At 69.6% G+C, this 19,776-nt stretch carries 24 protein-coding genes; 12 read left to right on the forward strand and 12 right to left on the reverse strand.

Annotated features, from left to right (window positions below; translation table 11 throughout):
- Positions 1 to 71: 71 nt before the first annotated feature.
- The 4 genes from ACFYU0_RS12395 to ACFYU0_RS12410 all read right to left on the reverse strand — a co-directional run bounded on the left by ACFYU0_RS12395 (position 72) and on the right by ACFYU0_RS12410 (position 2,408).
- Complete coding sequence (locus ACFYU0_RS12395) at positions 72 to 509, reverse strand: SsgA family sporulation/cell division regulator (RefSeq protein WP_351661658.1); 438 nt, start codon at positions 507 to 509, stop codon at positions 72 to 74.
- A 101-nt stretch (positions 510 to 610) separates the two neighbouring features.
- On the reverse strand, positions 611 to 1,525 hold the full coding sequence (locus tag ACFYU0_RS12400; protein ID WP_389300159.1) for an IclR family transcriptional regulator: 915 nt from the start codon (positions 1,523 to 1,525) through the stop codon (positions 611 to 613).
- Between the two features lie 191 nt (positions 1,526 to 1,716).
- Positions 1,717 to 1,929, reverse strand: a complete 213-nt coding sequence (locus ACFYU0_RS12405; RefSeq protein WP_199211200.1) for a DUF5326 family protein — start codon at positions 1,927 to 1,929, stop codon at positions 1,717 to 1,719.
- Positions 1,930 to 2,090: 161 nt separating this feature from the next.
- Entirely contained in the window at positions 2,091 to 2,408 is a 318-nt protein-coding gene (locus tag ACFYU0_RS12410) for a cupin domain-containing protein (RefSeq protein WP_389300163.1), read from the reverse strand.
- A gap of 58 nt (positions 2,409 to 2,466) precedes the next feature.
- Between ACFYU0_RS12410 and ACFYU0_RS12415 the strand changes: the two genes are divergently transcribed.
- From ACFYU0_RS12415 to ACFYU0_RS12440, 6 genes are all read left to right on the forward strand, one after another.
- Positions 2,467 to 2,844 carry a phage holin family protein gene (locus tag ACFYU0_RS12415; protein WP_351661667.1) on the forward strand — a complete coding sequence of 126 codons (378 nt, stop codon included), beginning with the start codon at positions 2,467 to 2,469 and terminating at the stop codon, positions 2,842 to 2,844.
- 7 nt (positions 2,845 to 2,851) lie between these two features.
- Complete coding sequence (locus ACFYU0_RS12420) at positions 2,852 to 3,382, forward strand: low molecular weight protein-tyrosine-phosphatase (protein ID WP_351661670.1); 531 nt, start codon at positions 2,852 to 2,854, stop codon at positions 3,380 to 3,382.
- Positions 3,379 to 4,527 carry a cystathionine gamma-lyase gene (locus ACFYU0_RS12425; RefSeq protein WP_389300167.1) on the forward strand — a complete coding sequence of 383 codons (1,149 nt, stop codon included), beginning with the start codon at positions 3,379 to 3,381 and terminating at the stop codon, positions 4,525 to 4,527. The genes ACFYU0_RS12420 and ACFYU0_RS12425 overlap by 4 nt, the downstream gene beginning before the upstream one ends.
- A 216-nt stretch (positions 4,528 to 4,743) precedes the next feature.
- On the forward strand, positions 4,744 to 5,649 hold the full coding sequence (locus tag ACFYU0_RS12430) for a LysR family transcriptional regulator (protein ID WP_351661676.1): 906 nt from the start codon (positions 4,744 to 4,746) through the stop codon (positions 5,647 to 5,649).
- An 87-nt stretch (positions 5,650 to 5,736) separates the two neighbouring features.
- On the forward strand, positions 5,737 to 6,219 hold the full coding sequence (locus tag ACFYU0_RS12435; protein WP_351661679.1) for an NUDIX hydrolase: 483 nt from the start codon (positions 5,737 to 5,739) through the stop codon (positions 6,217 to 6,219).
- A gap of 149 nt (positions 6,220 to 6,368) precedes the next feature.
- Positions 6,369 to 7,235: a GNAT family N-acetyltransferase gene (locus tag ACFYU0_RS12440; RefSeq protein ID WP_389300171.1), complete on the forward strand. Its 867-nt coding sequence runs from the start codon at positions 6,369 to 6,371 to the stop codon at positions 7,233 to 7,235.
- A 53-nt stretch (positions 7,236 to 7,288) separates the two neighbouring features.
- On the opposite strand, the gene ACFYU0_RS12445 is transcribed toward ACFYU0_RS12440, so the two are convergent.
- On the reverse strand, positions 7,289 to 7,708 hold the full coding sequence (locus tag ACFYU0_RS12445) for a heme-binding protein (RefSeq protein WP_389300173.1): 420 nt from the start codon (positions 7,706 to 7,708) through the stop codon (positions 7,289 to 7,291).
- Positions 7,709 to 7,826: 118 nt separating this feature from the next.
- The gene (locus ACFYU0_RS12450) at positions 7,827 to 9,035 is read right to left on the reverse strand and encodes an MFS transporter (RefSeq protein ID WP_389300176.1); all 1,209 of its coding nucleotides are present in this window, start codon (positions 9,033 to 9,035) and stop codon (positions 7,827 to 7,829) included.
- Between the two features lie 142 nt (positions 9,036 to 9,177).
- On the opposite strand from ACFYU0_RS12450, the gene ACFYU0_RS12455 reads away from it, so the two are divergent.
- Positions 9,178 to 9,636, forward strand: a complete 459-nt coding sequence (locus ACFYU0_RS12455; protein ID WP_389300179.1) for a MarR family winged helix-turn-helix transcriptional regulator — start codon at positions 9,178 to 9,180, stop codon at positions 9,634 to 9,636.
- A 9-nt stretch (positions 9,637 to 9,645) separates the two neighbouring features.
- Positions 9,646 to 10,098 (forward strand): GNAT family N-acetyltransferase, encoded by a 453-nt coding sequence (locus ACFYU0_RS12460; protein WP_389300182.1) that lies wholly within the window; start codon positions 9,646 to 9,648, stop codon positions 10,096 to 10,098.
- 56 nt (positions 10,099 to 10,154) lie between these two features.
- Here the strand turns inward: ACFYU0_RS12460 and ACFYU0_RS12465 are convergent, their stop codons facing one another.
- Together ACFYU0_RS12465 and dnaB are read right to left on the reverse strand one after the other, a co-directional pair.
- A complete protein-coding gene (locus tag ACFYU0_RS12465; protein WP_389300185.1) occupies positions 10,155 to 11,543 on the reverse strand; it encodes a serine hydrolase domain-containing protein in 1,389 nt (462 codons plus the stop codon).
- Between the two features lie 85 nt (positions 11,544 to 11,628).
- Positions 11,629 to 13,107: a replicative DNA helicase gene (gene dnaB, locus ACFYU0_RS12470; protein WP_351661698.1), complete on the reverse strand. Its 1,479-nt coding sequence runs from the start codon at positions 13,105 to 13,107 to the stop codon at positions 11,629 to 11,631.
- A 458-nt stretch (positions 13,108 to 13,565) separates the two neighbouring features.
- On the opposite strand from dnaB, the gene ACFYU0_RS12475 reads away from it, so the two are divergent.
- Positions 13,566 to 14,903 carry an MATE family efflux transporter gene (locus ACFYU0_RS12475; RefSeq protein WP_389300187.1) on the forward strand — a complete coding sequence of 446 codons (1,338 nt, stop codon included), beginning with the start codon at positions 13,566 to 13,568 and terminating at the stop codon, positions 14,901 to 14,903.
- Positions 14,904 to 15,035: 132 nt separating this feature from the next.
- Here the strand turns inward: ACFYU0_RS12475 and rplI are convergent, their stop codons facing one another.
- From rplI to rpsF, 4 genes are all read right to left on the reverse strand, one after another.
- Positions 15,036 to 15,482 (reverse strand): 50S ribosomal protein L9, encoded by a 447-nt coding sequence (rplI, locus tag ACFYU0_RS12480; protein ID WP_351661704.1) that lies wholly within the window; start codon positions 15,480 to 15,482, stop codon positions 15,036 to 15,038.
- Positions 15,483 to 15,500: 18 nt separating this feature from the next.
- Entirely contained in the window at positions 15,501 to 15,737 is a 237-nt protein-coding gene (gene rpsR, locus ACFYU0_RS12485; protein WP_003949403.1) for a 30S ribosomal protein S18, read from the reverse strand.
- A 40-nt stretch (positions 15,738 to 15,777) separates the two neighbouring features.
- Positions 15,778 to 16,365, reverse strand: a complete 588-nt coding sequence (locus tag ACFYU0_RS12490; protein WP_389300191.1) for a single-stranded DNA-binding protein — start codon at positions 16,363 to 16,365, stop codon at positions 15,778 to 15,780.
- 73 nt (positions 16,366 to 16,438) lie between these two features.
- A complete protein-coding gene (gene rpsF / locus ACFYU0_RS12495; protein WP_004985983.1) occupies positions 16,439 to 16,729 on the reverse strand; it encodes a 30S ribosomal protein S6 in 291 nt (96 codons plus the stop codon).
- 283 nt (positions 16,730 to 17,012) lie between these two features.
- On the opposite strand from rpsF, the gene ACFYU0_RS12500 reads away from it, so the two are divergent.
- From ACFYU0_RS12500 to ACFYU0_RS12510, 3 genes are all read left to right on the forward strand, one after another.
- Positions 17,013 to 17,330: a hypothetical protein gene (locus ACFYU0_RS12500; protein ID WP_351661711.1), complete on the forward strand. Its 318-nt coding sequence runs from the start codon at positions 17,013 to 17,015 to the stop codon at positions 17,328 to 17,330.
- Positions 17,331 to 17,504: 174 nt separating this feature from the next.
- Entirely contained in the window at positions 17,505 to 18,626 is a 1,122-nt protein-coding gene (locus tag ACFYU0_RS12505) for a peptidoglycan bridge formation glycyltransferase FemA/FemB family protein (protein WP_351661714.1), read from the forward strand.
- A gap of 84 nt (positions 18,627 to 18,710) precedes the next feature.
- Complete coding sequence (locus ACFYU0_RS12510; RefSeq protein WP_351661717.1) at positions 18,711 to 19,742, forward strand: alanine racemase; 1,032 nt, start codon at positions 18,711 to 18,713, stop codon at positions 19,740 to 19,742.
- Positions 19,743 to 19,776 lie beyond the last annotated feature (34 nt).

Genomic DNA, 19,776 nt, shown 5'->3' on the forward strand with positions numbered 1-19,776 from the left:
AGAAGCGTTCCTGCGGTGTCCCGGGCGGTAGTGGGTGGGCGCGCGTCCGGCGCCCCGCCGCCCACGGACCGTCAGCCGGCGCTCTGCTCCTCGGCCAGGATGCGGTCCAGAGCCTCGTCGAGGTGTGCGTCGAAGTCGGCCAGCGCGCCCTCCTGCCCGAGCGGCACCAGCTTGTCCGTGCGATCGAGGAAGGCCACGAGCGGCGGCGTCGAGGAGCGGAACAGGGCCTGGTCGCTGCCCACCTGAAGCCGGATCAGCACCTCGCCCAGCATCTCGGTGTCGGCGGGGGCGATGTGGACATCACCCTCCCCGCACGGCCGCCCGACTCCGTCGATCAGGAGCTCCCGCCCGAAGGCCCAGGTCACCGGGGCGTCACCGGGCAGATGGAAGGTGAGCCGCACGGCGTAGGGATCACAGGTCTCGTAACGCAACTCCACCGGGATGCGGAAGGAGAGCTCCTCGGACACGAGAAAACTCATCATGACTTCTGCCTGTACGGATTCGCGCATCGCCTACCCCGTCATATGACGTCGACCGGCCGGGAATGATCCCCCTCGACTGTGACTCAAATCTTGCTCAACGTGCACGACAGATCACAAGGAGTGAGATTTCAGATACTGATAGAGAGCGACAGCGCGCCCAGATGGCGCCCGATCCCGGCCTGCAGCCGCAGGGCCGCGGGCAGCAGCTGCTCGCTCTGATGTACGGGGAGTGAGATGGCCATCGCGGCTGCCGTCGTGCCCACCGTGATGGGGATCGCCGCGCAGACCGTCCCGAGCGCGTACTCCTGCCGCTCCACCACCGGCTCCATGCGCGGCGTTCTCGCCAGCCGGCGCAGCAGGGCGTTGTCGTCCCGCACCGAGTACGGCGTCAAGGACCGCACCGGGTAGCGGCTCAGGTGGTCCCGGCGGGCCTCCTCGTCCAGCTGGGAGAGCAGGCACTGCCCGATGGCGTGCGCGTGCCCGGTCTCACGGAAGTCGGCCCACTCCTCGACCGCGGGGGTCTCCCGCGAGTCGGAGACGCACACGACCTCGATCTCACCGGCCCGGTACAGGGCGTAGTACACCGGGGCGCCGAGGGAATCGCGCCAGTAGGCCAGGGTGTCGGCCACCGTGCCGCGACGTTTCTGCTGCGCTCCGCTGCTGCTCAGCCGCTCGGCCGCGTCGCCGAGGAAGAACAGCCCCTTGTCGCGGCGCAGATAGCCCTCGTGCACCAGGGTGCGCAGGAGGTGGTAGGCCGTGGGCAGCGCGAGGCCGGTCTCGCGGGCGAGTTGTTTGGCGGGGGCGCCGTACTCGTGGACCGCGACGGTCTCCAGCAGGCGCATCGCCCGCTGGACGGAGCCGATGAGGGTCGCCGCCTGCGGCTGCTCCGGCACCTCCGGAGGCCGTGCGCGTCCTGGGCCGGCCGCGGGTCGCGGTTGTCCCGGGACGGCCGCCGCACGCGGCCGCTGCACCTGGGGCACGCAGGGTCGCGGTGGAACGGGGGGTGCGTGGGGTTCCGCCGGTGCGGTGTCAACCGTGGCCAAGGGTCACTCCGGGAGCGCGAGGTGGGGCAGCCCGTGCGAACACGGGTGAGGGTGTGTGCCACGCGCGGGGCCGGCCCCGCGCGGATTCCGAACCTAGCCGTCCGCCACCCGGTGCGTACGGCACGCCGGGGAAACTTCCCTCCCCCGAGGGAACCGGTGACTTCCGTTACCGGTCACCGGCTCCCGCGCCCTTACCAGTCGCTGCGCGACGAGGAGTTCGACATGAACTTGCGCACGATGTAGATCAGTCCGCCGACCAGCGCCACGAAGACCAGCGCCTTGAAGAGCAGGCCGATCACGAAGCCGATGACGGTCGCTATCAGGCTGCCGAACACGACCAGGGCGATGACGGGCACCGCGACCCACTTAACCCACCACGGCAGCCCCGCGAAGATCTCTCGCATTGCCCTCGTCCTTTGCTCCGTTGCGTCCACGACGTCCTGCGCGGTCCTGGACACAGTCCCGATGTCTGCCATCGATGCTAGGGCCGCCGAGGGGTCGTGCGGGCGTCTCGCACCCCTTGTCTCCCCCTGACCCGACCCTTAGGGAACCCCGAGCCCGGACCTCACGCCTCGGGCGGAGAGAACACGACCAGTACCCTCAGGTCCTCGCTGATGTGGTGGAACTTGTGGGCGACGCCCGCCGGCACGTACACCACGCTGCCCCGGGCCACCTGGGTGGTCTCCAGGCCGACCGTGATCGACGCACGGCCGCTGACGACGAAGTAGACCTCGTCCTGGTTGTGCGGCTTCTGCGGGTCGTGCTCGCCCGCGTCGAGGGCGTACAGGCCCACCGACATGTTCCGCTCCCGCAGGAACTGCAGGTAGGCCCCCTCGTTGGCGGCGCGCTCCGCCTCCAGTTCGTCCAGCCGGAATACCTTCATCGCCGTTGTCCGCCCTCGCCCCTGCTCGCTCTGGATCCGGTCTGCCACGATCAGACACATGAAGAATTTCGTAGTCAAGACGATCGCCAACGCGGCCGCTCTCGCGATCGCCGTGTGGCTGCTCGACAAGATCACTCTGACGGGGGACAGCACGGGCAAGAAGGCCGGCACGCTGATCGTCGTCGCGTTGATCTTCGGCCTGGTCAACTTCCTGGTCAAGCCGATCGTGAAGGTGCTCACCTTCCCGCTGTTCCTGCTGACGCTGGGGCTGATCACCCTGGTCGTCAACGCGCTGATGCTGCTGCTGACCTCCTGGGTGTGCGGCAAGCTGGACCTGAGCTTCCATGTGGAGGGCTTCTGGACGGCCGTGCTCGGCGGACTGATCATCTCCGTGGTCTCCTGGGCGCTGAACCTCGTCCTGCCCGACGAGGACTGAGCGCGCCATGACCTACCGCGTCTGTTTCGTGTGCACCGGCAACATCTGCCGTTCCCCGATGGCCGAGTCCGTCTTCCGCGCGCGCGTGGCGGAGGCGGGCCTCGAGGACCTGGTGGAGATCGACAGCGCCGGCACCGGCGACTGGCACGAGGGCGAGGCCGCCGACCCGCGCACCGTCAGCGTCCTCGACGAGCGGGGCTACCGCAGCGAGCACGTCGCACGGCGGTTCCAGCCCGCCTGGTTCGCCCGCCTCGACCTGGTGATCGCCCTGGACACCGGCCACCTCAAGGCCCTGCGCCGCCTCGCGCCCACCGAGGCGGACGCTCGCAAGGTCCGTCTGCTGCGCTCCTACGCCCGCCCCTCCTCCGGCCGGCGCACCACGGCGGACGCTCCGGAGGACGCCTGCGACGACCTGGACGTGCCGGACCCGTACTACGGGGGCCCGGACGGCTTCCTGGAGTGCCTTGAGATGGTGGAGGAGGCGAGCACCGGTCTGCTCGCCGCCGTACGGGAACAACTGGAGGGACGGATCGCATGAGCGGATCCATCAAGGGCGCGGACCACACCGGCGACGGGACGCGCGCGGTACGGGCCGGACTGCCCGAGCCGGTCAAGCACGAGCCGACCCTGCCCGGGCCCGTGTTCGCCGCGCACTTCCACCTGCCGGGCGAGGTGACGGGACCGTACTCCTACGGCCGTGACGACAACCCCACCTGGACGAACCTGGAGCGCGCCATCGGCGAGCTGGAGGCACCGGGACGGGAGGACGTCGCGACGCTGGTGTTCGCGTCGGGCATGGCGGCGATCTCGGCGGTGCTGTTCTCCCAGCTGCGCGCCGGCGACGCGGTCGTCCTGCCCTCGGACGGCTACCAGGTGCTGCCGCTGGTCCGCGCCCAGCTGGAGGCCTACGGCGTCGAGGTGCGCACCGCGCCCACCGGTGGAGACGCCCAGCTCGAGGTCCTCGACGGCGCGCGGCTGCTGTGGATCGAGTCGCCCTCGAACCCGGGGCTCGACGTGTGCGACATCCGGCGGCTGGTGGAGGCCGCGCACGCGCGGGGCGCCCTGGTCGCCGTCGACAACACGCTCGCCACTCCGCTCGGCCAGCGTCCGCTGGAGCTGGGCGCCGACTTCTCCGTGGCCAGCGGTACCAAGCAGCTGACCGGCCACGGCGACGTCCTGCTGGGCTACGTCGCGGGACGCGACGACGAGGCGATGGCCGCCGTGCGCCGGTGGCGCAAGATCGTCGGAGCGATCTCCGGGCCGATGGAGGCCTGGCTCGCCCACCGCTCCATCGCCACGCTCCAGCTGCGCGTCGACCGGCAGAACGCCACCGCGCTGGCGGTCGCCGAGGCCCTGCGGCAGCGGCCCGAGGTCTCCGGGCTGCGCTATCCGGGGCTGCCCGACGACCCGTCGCACAAGGTCGCCTCGCAGCAGATGCGCCGCTACGGCTGTGTGGTCTCCTTCACACTGCCCACGCGCGCGCGTGCCGAGCGTTTCCTGGAGGCACTGCACCTGGTCGAGGACGCGACGAGCTTCGGCGGAGTGCGGTCCACCGCCGAGCGCCGCCGCCGCTGGGGCGGGGACGCGGTCTCCGAGGGCTTCATCCGCATGTCCGTCGGCGCGGAGGACCCCGAGGACCTGGTGGCGGACGTGCTGCGCGCGCTCGACGAGTCGGCCGAGTGAGCCGGTCAACGGCTGCGTTCCCAAGTCGGCAGACGGTCCGAGCCTCCCCCCTCGTGGCTCGGACCGTCCTCGGTTCTGCGCGCGAAGAACCGCGCGAACAAGGCTAGTTGACTCTCCGTCAGTGTCCAATCACGGTGGCGACAGAGACCTATCGACTTATTTATAGTTGGTGCCTGCCCGGGGGCCGGAAAAGGGCAGGGAAGGGGAGGGCGCGCCATGGACCTGGCCTTGCTGCGCACTTTCGTCACCGTGCACCGGGCCGGTTCCTTCACCCGCGCCGCGGCCCTGCTCGGCCTCTCCCAGCCGGCGGTCACCTCCCAGATCCGCACCCTGGAGCGGCAGGTGGGCCGCCCGCTGTTCCTGAGACAGGCCCGCGGGGTGACGCCGACGACCGTCGGCGACGAACTCGCGCACAAGGCCGCACCCCACCTCGACGCCCTGGTCGAGATAGCCGAGAGCGCCCCGGACGACGGGCCCTCGTTACGGACGCTGCATCTCGCCGGCCCGCCGGAGTTCACGGCCGAGCGTGCACTTCCCGCGCTGACCCGCCTGACCGGCGAGGACGGCCGGGGCTTCGCGCTCCGCGCCTCCTTCGGCACCGCGGAGGAGGCTCTGGAAGGGCTGGCCGCCGGACACCACGACCTGGCCATCAGCACCGCCCGACCGCGCGGCGCCCTGCTGACCGCGACCCCGCTCTGCGACGAGGAGCATGTGCTGGTCGCCGCTCCCCGCTGGGCCGACCGGATCGGCCCGGGAACGCTGCGCCTCAAGGGGGCGGTGGCCCTGAAGAACCTGCCCGTCGTGGAGGTCCACGAGTCACTGCCGTTCGTCTCGCGCTACTGGGCCTCCGTGTTCGACTCCCGACCGGCCGCCTCGGGCAGGGTCATCGTTCCCGACCTGCGCGCCGTGCTCTCCTGCGCGATCGCGGGCGCGGGACTCGCGGTACTGCCCCGCTATCTGAGCGCCCCTGCCCTGGAAAGCGGCGAGATCACGACGCTGTACGACCCCGCGGTACCGCCGCTGCGCACCTACTTCCTGGCCGTGCGCACCGGATCGCTCGCCATGCCCCACATCGCCCGGGGACACGAGTGGCTGCAGCGAGCCGCGGCCGGCTGGGGCTGAGGCAGTCCGCCCGACTCCACGGCTCGCACACGAGCGGTGTCAAAGGCCTGATGTTTCACGTGGAACGAGCCGGGCCACATTCCCTCCATGACCGTCCGACCCGTGGTCAAGCGCACCGCTCGCGCCGTTCTGCTCGACGGTGACGACCTGATCCTGATCAAGCGCACCAAGCCCGGCATCGATCCCTACTGGGTCACCCCCGGTGGCGGAGTCGAAGCCGCGGACCCGACCGTCGTGGACGCCCTGCACCGAGAGGTGTACGAGGAACTCGGCGCCAAGATCACCGACGTCGTGCCCTGCTTCGTGGACACCGTGGAGCACATCGGCGAGGACGGCGGCGCGACCGGCGTGAAGGTGCAGCACTTCTTCGTCTGCCGGCTGGAGTCCATGGACCCGTCGCTGCGTCACGGCCCCGAGGTGGAGGAACCACTGGGCGAGTACGAGATCGTCCGTGTCCCCTTCACCCGGGTCGGCATCGCGTCCGTCCACCTCGTGCCGTTGTCCCTGAGGCATTACCTCGACGGCAATATCGAGGGGGTACGCGCCATGCACGCCCCCGACCTCGGATAGGAGGCACGGGCCCACGGTCCGAGGAAGTTTCACGTGAAACGCGGTGCTCACGCGGCCCCGCGTGATCGGGCCACGTCCTGGCCGAAAGCGTCCACGTCCGCAGGGAAACAAGTGGACGTACAGGGGGCTGGTCGGACAGCCTGACCTGCGTGCCGACTCCTTCACTCGCCACCCTGCCCATCCGGCGTCTGACGCTCCACGATCTCTCCTCGTGCGCCGACCTGTCCGAGGACCGGGGGTGGCCACGCGAGGAACACAAGTGGGGCTTCCTCCTCACGGCAGGCAAGGGCTACGGCATCGACGACCCCGACGGCGGGCTCGTCGCCGCATGCGTCGTCACCGAGTACGGCTCCTGGGAGCGCTCGTCTCTCGGCGCCATCGGCATGGTCCTCGTTGCCGGACGCCACGCCCGACAGGGCGTCGGACGCCGCTTGATGCGGCATGTCCTGTCACTCATGGACACCACTCCGCTGACCCTGTACGCCACGCCCTTCGGCCGTCCGCTCTACGAGGAGCTCGGTTTCAAGATGACGGGCCGGTCGGAGATGCTGAGAGGGCACTTCGCCCCCGGCGGCCCGGAGTGCCGGGTGGCGACACGGGCGGCCGTCGCCGAGGACCTGCCCGCGATGCTCCGGCTCGACCAAGAGGTGTTCGGCGCCGACCGCACGTCCCTCATCACCCGCCTCCCCTCCTTCGCCGACCAGCTCCGTGTGGCCGAGGAGGACGGTCGGATCATCGGCTACACGGCCGCGTGGCCCAACATGGACACCCATGTCGTCGGCCCGCTGATCGCCCGGGACACGGAGACGGCCATGGCTCTCATCACCTCGCTCGCGGCCCGCACGCACCGCCCGCTGCGCACCGACATCGACGTACGGCACGAGGAGCTGCTGTCCTGGGCCAGGGCACGGGGACTGGCTCCCGTGACCGTCAACGCCGTCATGACGTACGGCATCACGGACCTGCCGGGGGACTGGCGGCGTCGGTTCGCGCCGCTGACCGTGGCCGCGGGCTGAGCGCCGGCCCCCGCTCCGGTGCGAGGGCCGACGCCGCCGGGCGCGGAGACCGGTCAGACGAGCGCCGCAACGGCCGCCGCGGCGAACCCGTGGTCCTGCTCGGGTGCGCCGCCGCCGACGCCGATCGCGCCGATCAGACGGCCGTTCCGGTGGACGGGGAGACCGCCCGCGATGAAGAGCAGGGGCCGGTCGAGGGCGGTGGGCAGCGTGTGGAAGGGGCCGCCCGGCTGTACGGCGTCCACGAGGTCGGCGGTGGCCGCGTTGAGCTGGAGCGCCGTGTAGGCCTTGCGGGTGCTGGTCTCGCCGGAGATCAGCACCGCTCGGTCGTCCCGGCGGAAGGCGAGCAGGTGGCCGCCGGCGTCCAGGACGGTGACGCTGACGGTGACGCCGGCCTCTTCGGCCGCCCGGCGGGCCGTTGCGACGAGCAGCTCTGCGTCCTGGATGGTGAGGGTTGCGGCGGTGGTGGTGCTCATGGGGGGCGTTCTCCTTGTGCGGTGGTGCGTGAGGTGAGGCCGCGCGGGCCGGGGCGCTGACACGCCCGTGCGCCGGGCGACGACCGGCTTCGGACTGCTGTCCGGCGCCGGGGTGGGTTCAGTGGTGGACCGGGGTCCGCTGCCCGGTGGGCGCCGCCGAGGCGATCACCGTGTCGTGCGGACTCTGGCGGCGCTCGAGCGCGGCCGAGAGCACGGCCAGGACCAGTGCGCTCGCGGCGAGGGCGGCACCGACCCAGTTGGGCGCGGTGTAGCCGAGGCCGGCCGCGATGACCATGCCGCCGAGCCAGGCGGAGAGTGCGTTGCCCAGGTTGAAGGCGCCGATGTTGACGGCCGACGCGAGCGTCGGGGCGCCGTGTGCCTGGTCGAGGACGCGCTTCTGCAGCGGCGGAACGGTCGCGAAGCCGAGGGCGCCGATCAGGGCGATGGTCACGGCGGCGGCGATCTTGTTGTGCGCGGTGAGTGCGAAGAGCGCGAGGACGACGGCCAGCGCGCCCAGGGAGACGTACAGCATCGGCATCAGCGCGCGGTCGGCGAACTTGCCGCCGATGAGGTTGCCGCCGACCATGCCGAGGCCGAACAGGACCAGCAGCCAGGTGACCGAGCCGTCGGCGAAGCCCGCGATGTGCGTCATCATCGGCGCGATGTAGGTGATGGCCGCGAAGACCCCGCCGAAGCCGAGGACGGTCATCGCCATGGCGAGCAGCACCTGGGCGTTCTTGAACGCGGCCAGCTCGTGGCGCAGGTGCACGCCCTCCGGCCGTGGCAGGTCCGGCACCAGCCGGGCGATGCCGGCCAGGCCGACGACGCCCAGGGCGGCGACGATGCCGAAGGTGACGCGCCAGCCGACGTTCTGGCCGATCAGCGTGCCGAGCGGAACGCCGACCACGTTGGCGACGGTCAGGCCGGTGAACATCATGGCGATGGCTCCGGCCTTCTTGTGGGGGGCGACCAGTTCGGCCGCGACGACCGAGCCGATGCCGAAGAACGCGCCGTGGGCGAGGGACGCGATCACTCGTCCGATCAGCATGACCGCGAAGGCCGGGGCCACCGCGGAGAGCAGGTTGCCGACGATGAAGAGCCCCATGAGGAGCATCAGCATCCGCTTGCGGGGGACCTTGGTGCCGAGCACGGTCATCAGCGGTGCGCCGATCACCACGCCGAGGGCGTATCCGGTCACGAGCAGGCCGGCCGTGGGGATGGAGACCCCGAAGTCAGCCGCGACCTCAGGCAGCAGCCCCATGATCACGAACTCGGTCGTTCCGATTCCGAAGGCCCCGATCGCGAGGGCCAGAAGCGCGAGAGGCATGTGGAGTACACCCTTCCCAGACGATTGCAGGAGCGCTTTGCGTGCGTTCACAATAGTTGCACACGCGGGCTATATGCAACCGCCGTCTATTGCGGAAATGCTCTACCCTGGATCCAGCCGCTCGGGACGGAGGAAGACGCCCATGACTGCGACGGACCCTGCGCTCACCGCCCTTGCCCAGGGCTGGTGCGCCCTCTCCCTGCTACACGGGAGGATCGAGGCGCACATCGAGCGCGCCCTGCAGGCGAAGCACAACCTGAGCGTGCGCGAGTACTCCCTGCTCGACGTGCTCAGCCGCCAGCACGAGGGCGAGGGCGGCCATCTGCAAATGAAGCAGGTCGCCGACGCGGTCGTCCTCAGCCAGAGCGCCACCACTCGGCTGGTGACCCGTTTGGAGGACCGCGGTCTACTGGAGCGCTACCTGTGCCCCACCGACCGTCGTGGCATCTACACCAACGTCACGGAGACGGGCCTGCGCCTGCTGGACGAAGCGCGACCGACCAATGACGCCGCCCTCCGCGACGCTCTGGACGAGGCGGCCCGGAATCCCGAACTGGCCCCACTGGTGCGGGTCGTGGAGTCCCTGAACGTGCCCGCATAGGGTGCGGCCATGGGAGATCTTGAGATACGCGCGGCGACCGCGCCTGACGTGCCCGCGATCGTGGCCATGCTCGCCGACGATCCGCTCGGGGCCCAGCGTGAATCGCCCGACGACCTGTCGCCGTACCTGGCAGCCCTGGAACGGCTCACCGCGGATCCGAACCAGCGGCTCGTCGTCGCGGTACGCGAGACCCGGGTCGTCGGCACACTCCAGCTCACGATCATTCCCGGCCTCTCCCGCAAGGGAGCCACCCGCTCGATCATCGAAGGCGTGCGCATCCACGCCGACGAGCGAGGCAGCGGTCTGGGTACGCACCTCATCCAGTGGGCGATTGAAGAATCCCGGCGGGCGAACTGCCACTTGGTGCAGCTGACCTCCGACAACAGCCGCACCGACGCCCACCGCTTCTACGAGCGGCTCGGCTTCACCGCCTCCCACGTCGGCTTCAAGCTGCAGCTCTGAAAAGGCCGTTGGCGGGCGTTTCACGTGAAACACCCGCCAACGGCCGTCTTGTTCTGTCAGTCCGCGATCCCTCGCCAGCCCGCCGGATCCACTCCGCCGGGCACCCCGGCGCCGTCCTCATAGGGCTGCCGTGTGAACACGAACGATCCGAGGTCTAGATGGATCACGGACCCGTCCGGGCGCCGCACGGCACGCAGAATCTCTCCCGCGTAGTAACCCTCCAGTCCGGTCCAGGTGCCATCGCCGTTGGAACGGAAGCGCGCCCGCCGCCCGGCACCGACCATCGGCCCCAGGGAGACGAGGCCGTCCGCCGTCACCCGCAGGGCGAAGGCATACGTTCCCCAGTACCACTGCCCGGCCAACTCAAGGACGGCCGGGTCGGCCACATCCAGCGGACGCCAAGGCGCGGGAATCCGGGGCTCGGCCTCCGCGACGATGCGCACGAGATCGGCGCCCACAGCTGACACCGCCGGACCGGACGTGCAGTTGGTCAGCACCACGGCCGCCACGTCGTCCTCCACGCTGATGCTGAGGTTCGCGAGGAACCCCGGCAGCGAGCCGGAGTGACCCACGATCAGCCGGCCGTCACGCCGCTGGATCTGCATGCCCAGGCCGTAGGCGGCGCCGTCGACGACGTCCGAGGTCTCCGCCGGGGCCGCGGGCGTGCGCATCTCCTGGACGGATGCCGCGCTCAGCACCCGGTCGTCTCCCCCGGCCAGGAAGGCGGCGAAGCGCGCCAGATCGGCTGTGGTGGACCAGAGCTGCCCGGCCGGCGCCATCCGGCCCAGATCCTCCAGAGGCTCGGGCAGCAGAGCGTCAGCCCATGGATGCACGGCCCAGCCACCGGCGTGCGGAGCCTGCGGCTGAGCACTGGTACGGGTCAGCCCCAGGGGTTCCAGCACCTCCCTGCCGAGCACATCCGTCCACGCTGCACCCCGCAGTCGCTCCACCAGCGCACCGAGCAGGGTGTAGCCGGGATTGGAGTAGTGGTGCCGCCTGCCGACAGGATGCAGCACCGGCCGCTCTCCCAGGACATCGCTCAGCTCCGGACGCAGCGAACCGGGGGTCCGCTCCCACCAGGGCGCGGGTGACTCCGCCGCGAGACCACTGGTGTGCGCGAGCAGTTGGGCGACGGTCGCCTCCCCCGCGCCGGTGCCCGGAAGATGCTTCTCCAGCGGGTCGTTGAGGTCGAGCAGGCCTTCGTCGCGCAGCCGAAGTACCAGGACGGCGGTGAACGTCTTCGTGATCGAGCCGATCCTGTACTGCACGTTCTCGTCCGGCGCGTGCCCGTCGACCGAGGAGCGCGCACCGTGCCACACGGTCCGCCCGTCCCGTACGACCGCGGCGACCAGCGAGGGTGTCCGCCCTTCGGTCTGGGCGACGGCGATGCGATGCAGCAACGCCCGCCGCGTACCGGGGAGCAGCTCTTCCTGGGATGTCGTCATGCCCCCAGTTCAGCGGCTGTGCCGACGCACGTCGAGTCCATTTCACCGGCCCCGCGCGCGACGACCGCGCCCCATGAGCCGGCCGTCAGGTCTGGGCCATGTCCACGAAGCGTGAGTAGTGGCCCTGGAAGGCCACCGTGATTGTCGCCGTGGGGCCATTTCGGTGCTTGGCCACGATCAGGTCGGCCTCGCCCGCACGCGGGGATTCCTTCTCGTACGCGTCCTCACGGTGCAGCAGGATGACCATGTCGGCGTCCTGCTCGATGGAGCCGGACTCACGCAGGTCGGAGACCATGGGCTTCTTGTCGGTGCGCTGTTCGGGGCCACGGTTGAGCTGGGAGAGCGCGATGACCGGGAGCTCCAGCTCCTTGGCGAGCAGCTTGAGGTTACGGGACATGTCCGAGACCTCCTGCTGACGGCTCTCGGCACGCTTGGAACCGCCGGACTGCATCAGCTGCAGATAGTCGATGACCACGAGCTTCAGGTCGTTGCGCTGCTTCAGCCGCCGGCACTTCGCCCGGATCTCCATCATCGACAGGTTCGGGGAGTCGTCGATGTAGAGCGGGGCGGCGGACACGTCCGGCATACGCCGGGCGAGCCGGGTCCAGTCCTCGTCCGTCATCGTGCCGGACCGCATGTGGTGCAGGGCCACGCGGGCCTCCGCCGACAGCAGTCGCATGGCGATCTCGTTGCGTCCCATTTCCAGGGAGAAGATGACGCTGGGGAGGTTGTTCTTGATCGAGGCCGCCCGGGCGAAGTCCAGCGCGAGCGTGGACTTACCCATGGCGGGGCGGGCCGCGATGACGATCATCTGACCCGGGTGCAGGCCGTTGGTCAGGGAGTCGAAGTCCGTGAACCCGGTCGGCACACCGGTCATCTCGCCGCTGCGCGAGCCGATCGCCTCGATCTCGTCGAGGGCGCCCTCCATGATGTCCCCGAGCGGGAGGTAGTCCTCGCTGGTGCGCTGCTCGGTGACGGCGTAGATCTCGGCCTGGGCACGGTTGACGATCTCGTCCACGTCGTCGTCGGCCGCGTATCCCATCTGCGTGATGCGGGTGCCGGCCTCGACCAGGCGGCGCAGCACCGCGCGCTCGTGCACGATCTCCGCGTAGTACTCGGCGTTCGCCGCGGTCGGCACGGTCTGCACGAGGGTGTGCAGATAGGACGCCCCGCCCACCTTGTTGATCTCACCGCGCTTGGTGAGTTCGGCGGCGATGGTGATCGGGTCGGCCGGCTCGCCCTTGGCGTAGACGTCGAGGATCGCCTGGTAGATCGTCTCGTGCGCGGGCTTGTAGAAGTCGTGGCCCTTGAGGATCTCCACGACGTCGGCGATGGCGTCCTTGGACAGGAGCATGCCACCGAGGACGGACTGCTCGGCGTCCAGGTCTTGCGGAGGCAGCCGTTCGAAGGACGAGCCCCCGCCGTCCCACCCACCGCTGTCCCGGCCCCGGTCGTGCTGTTCGTCACGGCCCCGGCCGCCGTCGCTCCGCCGACGGGAGGCCGGCAGACGATCACTGGGCCCGGCTTCGGCCCACGGATCGTCCAAGGGCTCGGAAATGCTCACCGAGCGACCTCCTCCCGTCCGCACGGCGGACCTAGCCGTGCCCTCTGTTGTACGGCACGACACTGACAAATAAGAGACCCAACTCCGGTTCTCACGCGTTCGTTTTGTGACGCTTCCCGGGTCGGAGGAAGGAGCGGGCGACGGACAACGTTAGGCCTGTCGGCAGCGTCAGCCAATCTGGTTATCCACAGGCCATGTGGACGACGGCCCAGATGCTGTGGAGAACTTCCCGAAACCTGTGCACGACCCGGTGGACAGCGTTGTGAACAAGCCCTCCCCACTCCGCGCTCCACCCCTCTGAACTGCGGATTTACCGTCCACCGGTTGTGCAGAAGAAAAACTTCCCCAGTCGGATCAAGATCGGTATGGATGGTCCGCACGGCCGCACGGCCCACAATCACAAGTAAGGGTCCAAAGCCGATTGCATCTCTTACCTGTGGACGATTAGATTGGTGCTCATGACACAGGCTCCCGCGATCCCCAAGGCCACCCGCCGCAGGCACGACCAGGAGATCATCGCGCTGGCCGTTCCGGCCTTCGGTGCGCTGGTCGCCGAGCCCCTTTTCGTGATGGCCGACAGCGCGATCATCGGCCACCTGGGAACCGCCCAGCTCGCCGGCCTGGGGGTGGCGTCGGCCCTCCTCACCACCGCCGTGAGCGTCTTCGTCTTCCTCGCGTACGCCACCACGGCCGCCGTGGCCCGACGGGTCGGCGCCGGCGATCTCCAGGCGGCCATCCGCCAGGGCATGGACGGCATATGGCTCGCGCTGCTCCTCGGTGCGGCGGTCATCGCCGCCGTCCTCCCCCTGGCCCCGGGCATCGTGGATCTGTTCGGCGCCTCGGCCACCGCGGCGCCGTTCGCCACGACATACCTGCGCATCTCCGCGCTCGGCATCCCGGCGATGCTGATCGTCCTGGCCGCTACCGGTGTACTGCGTGGCCTGCAGGACACCAGGACCCCCCTCTACGTCGCCATCGCGGGTTTCGTGGCCAACGCCGCGCTCAACGTGGGGCTCGTCTACGGCGCCGGACTGGGCATCGCCGGATCCGCCTGGGGCACCGTGATCGCCCAGTGCGGCATGGCGGCGGCCTACCTGATCGTGGTGGTGCGCGGAGCCCGGCGGCACGGGGCCTCGCTGCGACCGGACGCCGCCGGTATCCGGGCCTCCGCACAAGCCGGAGCACCACTGCTCGTCCGCACCCTGTCGTTGCGGGCGATTCTCATGATCGCCACAGCGGTCGCCGCACGCCTCGGCGATGCCGACATCGCCGCACACCAGATCATCCTGTCCCTGTGGAGTCTGCTGGCCTTCGCCCTCGACGCGATCGCCATCGCCGGCCAGGCCATCATCGGTCGCTACCTCGGGGCGAACGATTCCGAGGGCGCCCGGCTGGCCTGCCGTCGGATGGTCCAGTGGGGCGTCGCCACCGGCGTCGGGCTGGGGGGCCTCGTGGTGGCCGCCCGCCCCCTGTTCCTGCCGCTGTTCACCAGCGACTCCCTGGTCAAGGACACGGCACTGCCCGCGCTGCTGATGGTCGCCCTCTCGCAGCCCGTCTGCGGAATCGTGTTCATCCTGGACGGAGTCCTGATGGGCGCCGGAGACGGCCCTTATCTGGCCGGTGCCATGGTCGTCACCCTGGCGGTCTTCGCGCCGGCGGCGCTGCTCGTGCCCGCACTCGGCGGCGGCCTCACCGCCCTCTGGGCAGCCATGACCCTGATGATGACGGTCCGCATGATCACTTTGTGGTTGCGGACCCGCTCGGGTCGCTGGATCGTGACGGGCGCGACCCGCTGAACGGATCAGCCGGCTCGTGTGGACCCGGTTTCACGTGAAACAGGACCGCACCGCGACAAGCCACGCGTCATACGAAGAGGGGCCACCCCGATGGGGTGGCCCCTCTCTCAGCTGTTCAAGCCGAGCGCGGCGTTACGCCGAGACGACCTCGATGCTGACCTTGGCGGCAACCTCGGGGTGCAGACGCACGGACGTCTCGTGGGCGCCCAGGGTCTTGATCGGCGCACCCAGCTCGATGCGGCGCTTGTCGACCTCGGGGCCACCGGAAGCCTTGATCGCGGAAGCGACGTCGGCCGGGGTGACGGAACCGAAGAGACGACCGGCGTCGCCCGAACGGACGGCCAGACGCACCTTGACGCCCTCGAGCTGGGCCTTCACAGCGTTGGCCTGCTCGATGGTCTGGATCTCGTGGATCTTGCGAGCGCGACGGATCTGCTCGACGTCCTTCTCGCCACCCTTGGTCCAGCGAATAGCGAACTTCCGCGGGATCAGGTAGTTGCGAGCGTAGCCGTCCTTGACGTCGACGACGTCGCCGGCGGCACCGAGGCCGGACACCTCGTGGGTGAGGATGATCTTCATTAGTCGGTCACCCTTCCCTTAGCGCGCGGTGGACGTGTAGGGCAGCAGCGCCATCTCACGGCTGTTCTTCACGGCCGTGGCGACGTCACGCTGGTGCTGCGTGCAGTTGCCGGTCACGCGGCGGGCACGGATCTTGCCGCGGTCGGAAATGAACTTCCGCAGCATGTTCGTGTCCTTGTAGTCCACGTACGTGACCTTGTCCTTGCAGAAAGCGCAGACCTTCTTCTTAGGCTTGCGCACAGGCGGCTTCGCCATGATGTTTCTCCTGTGTGATCAAGAAGTGGGGATACGAGCCCTAGAAGGGGGGCTCGTCCGAGTAGCCGCCACCGCCGCCGGAGCCGCCGCCCCAGCCGCCGCCGCCCTGGTTGCCACCGGCGGGAGCGCCGGTCGCCCACGGGTCGTCGGCAGGAGCGCCGCCCTGCTGACCGCCCTGCTGGCCGCCGCCGGAGCCGCCGCCCCAGCCGCCGCCACCCTGGCCGCCACCGCCGCTGTAACCGCCCTGGCCACCGCGTGCGCCACCGGAGGTCTTGGTGACCTTCGCCGTGGCGTTGCGCAGGCTGGCGCCGACTTCCTCGACGTCCAGTTCGTAGACCGTGCGCTTGACGCCCTCACGGTCCTCATAGGACCGCTGCTTCAGCCGGCCCTGCACGATGACGCGCATGCCTCGCTGGAGCGACTCGGCGACGTTCTCCGCCGCCTGGCGCCAGACCGAGCAGGTCAGGAACAGGCTCTCGCCGTCCTTCCACTCGTTCGTCTGGCGGTCGAAGGTGCGGGGAGTGGACGCGACGCGGAACTTCGCGACCGCCGCACCGGACGGGGTGAAGCGCAGCTCGGGGTCGTCGACAAGATTGCCGACTACCGTGATGACGGTCTCGCCTGCCATGGGGAACCTCTCGGCGGGTTTGCTGCTGGCTGCTTGCTGCTACTCGAATCCCGAGATCAGCTGAGCGGGTGGCTCAGTGGGTCTCGGGACGGAGGACCTTGGTCCGGAGGACCGACTCGTTCAGGTTCATCTGGCGGTCGAGCTCCTTGACGACCGCAGGCTCGGCCTGCAGGTCGATGACCGAGTAGATGCCCTCGGGCTTCTTCTTGATCTCGTACGAGAGACGACGACGGCCCCAGGTGTCGACCTTCTCAACCTTGCCGCCGCCATCGCGGACGACGGACAGGAAGTTCTCGATCAGCGGGGAGACAGCGCGCTCCTCGAGATCGGGGTCGAGGATGACCATCACCTCGTAGTGACGCATGTGGAACCCACCTCCTTTGGACTCAGCGGCCACGGTCGTTCCGTGGCAGGAGGGTCGTGATGCGTACGCAACGGTATCGGCCGCCACTGACAATCGACGGGGATCCAGGGATCCCGCAGTGCGGCCGCAGATATTTCTGGCAGGCCTGGGCAGACACCGGTGCAGACGGTACAGACTACCTGCACACCCGCTTCCGGTTGAAATCCGGCGGTGAGCACCGTCAGTCTGTACACATCGGGTGTGTATGGCGCTACGGTGCGCCGCGATCCGCAGGAGGTGCCCCATGGCACAGCAGGCATTGCGACCCAACACCGCCGGATCCCTCTTCGCCACGGACGGCAAGCCCCATCCCCTCCAGGACGCCCTCATGGCGGTGACCCTGGTTCTGGGCGTGCTGGCCTTCATCACGTCCTTCTTCTCCGGTCTCCACCTGATCGCTTCCTGGGCGGGCCTGGTAGGACTCGTGATCGGGGCCTACGGCCAGTGGATCTCGGTGACGACGCGTGAACGGTTCGGCCTGATCCTGGGTCTGGGCGCCTCCGGCGTCGGCTTCATGCTCGGCATGGCGAACGGCGGGCTGTTCGGCGGACTCGTCGGCTGAGCCCGCCGGCCTCGACACCCCGCTGACACACCGCGCGGACGCCCCGGCGAGCGACAGGCCGGGGCGAAGGTGGTGTGCGCCCAGTCGGGGTGGTCGTAAGGCGCAGTAGGCTTCGGCGCGTGAGCCGGAGCCCCTGAACCCATGGGGACACACCAGCCCGAGGAGCGCCCCGACATGAGCCTGACCCTGAGGACCATCAGCCGCGAGCAACATCTGGCCTACATCCAGAGCCTGCCGTCGGCGAGCCACATGCAGGTCCCGGCCTGGGCCGACGTGAAGGCGGAGTGGCGCTCGGAGCACCTCGGCTGGTTCGACGAGCGCACCGGCGACATGGTCGGCGCGGGCCTGGTCCTCTACCGCCAGCTCCCCAAGATCAAGCGCTACCTCGCCTACCTCCCCGAGGGCCCGGTCATCAACTGGTTCGCGCCGAATCTGGACGACTGGATCCAGCCGATGCTGGCCCACCTCAAGCAGCAGGGCGCCTTCTCCGTGAAGATGGGCCCGCCGGTGATCATCCGCCGCTGGAACGCGGAGACCATCAAGAAGGGCATCCAGAGCCCGGACGTGAAGCGCCTGCGCGACATGGAGGCCGACTTCATCGAGCCGCGCGCCTTCGAGGTGGCCGACAAGCTGCGCCGCATGGGCTGGCAGCAGGGCGAGGACGGCGGCGCCGGCTTCGGCGACGTCCAGCCCCGCTACGTCTTCCAGGTGCCGCTGGCGAATCGTTCCCTGGAGGACGTGCACAAGAACTTCAACCAGCTGTGGCGCCGCAACATCAAGAAGGCCGAGAAGGCCGGCGTCGAGGTCGTCCAGGGCGGTTACCAGGACCTCGCCGAGTGGCAGCGGCTGTACGAGATCACGGCCGTGCGCGACCACTTCCGGCCCCGCCCGCTGTCGTACTTCCAGCGCATGTGGACGGCCCTCAACACCGAGGACCCCAACCGCATGCGGCTGTACTTCGCCCGCCACAACGGCGTGAACCTGTCGGCCGCGACCATGCTGATCGTCGGCGGCCACGTCTGGTACTCCTACGGCGCCTCCGACAACATCGGCCGTGAGGTCCGGCCCTCGAACGCGATGCAGTGGCGGATGCTGCGCGACGCCTACGCGCTCGGCGCCACCGTCTACGACCTGCGCGGCATCTCGGACTCGCTGGACGAAACGGACCACCTGTTCGGCCTGATCCAGTTCAAGGTCGGCACCGGCGGCCAGGCCGCGGAGTACCTCGGCGAGTGGGACTTCCCGCTGAACAAGCTGCTCCACAAGGCGCTCGACATCTACATGTCGCGCCGCTGAGCGCGGGACGTTTGATTCCATAGCCTTCACAGCTCTCCACCCCACTGACACACGGCAGCCACGAGAAAGGGTCCGGGTCCGGCCATGGCGCTCACGCTTTACGTCGACACCGCGCGCTGGCGGGCGCACCACAAGCACGTGCAGGAGCAGTTCCCGGGCCTCGTCCCGGTCTGCAAGGGCAACGGCTACGGCTTCGGACACGAACGGCTGTCGGAGGAGGCCACCCGGCTCGGCTCGGACATCCTCGCCGTCGGCACCACGTACGAGGCCGCGCGCATCAAGGACTTCTTCGGCGGCGACCTGCTGGTGCTGACGCCGTACCGGCGCGGCGAGGAGCCCGTTCCGCTGCCGGACCGGGTGATCCGTTCGGTGTCGTCGGTCGACGGCGTGTACGGCCTCGTGGGCGCGCGCGTCGTCATCGAGGTGATGTCCTCGATGAAGCGGCACGGCATCAGTGAGCAGGACCTGCCGCAGCTGCACTCCGCCATAGAGAACGTCCGGCTGGAGGGCTTCGCCATCCACCTGCCGCTGGACCGCACCGACGGCTCGGACGCCGTCGAGGAGGTCATCGGCTGGATGGACCGGCTCCGCGCGGCCCGGCTGCCGCTGCACACGATGTTCGTGAGCCACCTCAAGGCCGATGAACTCGCGCGGCTGCAGCAGCAGTTCCCGCAGACCCGGTTCCGCGCCCGCATCGGCACGCGGCTCTGGCTGGGGGACCACGACGCCACCGAGTACCGCGGCGCGGTCCTGGACGTGACCCGGGTGGCCAAGGGCGACCGCTTCGGCTACCGGCAGCAGAAGGCGGCCTCGGACGGCTTCCTGGTGGTCGTGGCGGGCGGTACGTCGCACGGGGTGGGTCTGGAGGCCCCTAAGGCGCTGCACGGCGTCATGCCGCGCGCCAAGGGCGTCGCACGGGCCGGCCTGGCCACGGTCAACCGGAACCTGTCCCCGTTCGTCTGGGGCGGCAAGCAGCGCTGGTTCGCCGAGCCGCCGCACATGCAGGTGTCGATCCTCTTCGTCCCCTCGGACGCCCCGGAGCCGAAGGTGGGCGACGAGCTGGTGGCCCATCTGCGCCACACCACAACGCAGTTCGACCGGATCGTGGACCGTTAGGCCGAACCGCCGGACGGCACGGGCCCCGAACCAG

The organism is Streptomyces sp. NPDC003720 (assembly GCF_042875075.1).
In the GTDB taxonomy this organism is placed as follows: Bacteria; Actinomycetota; Actinomycetes; order Streptomycetales; family Streptomycetaceae; genus Streptomyces.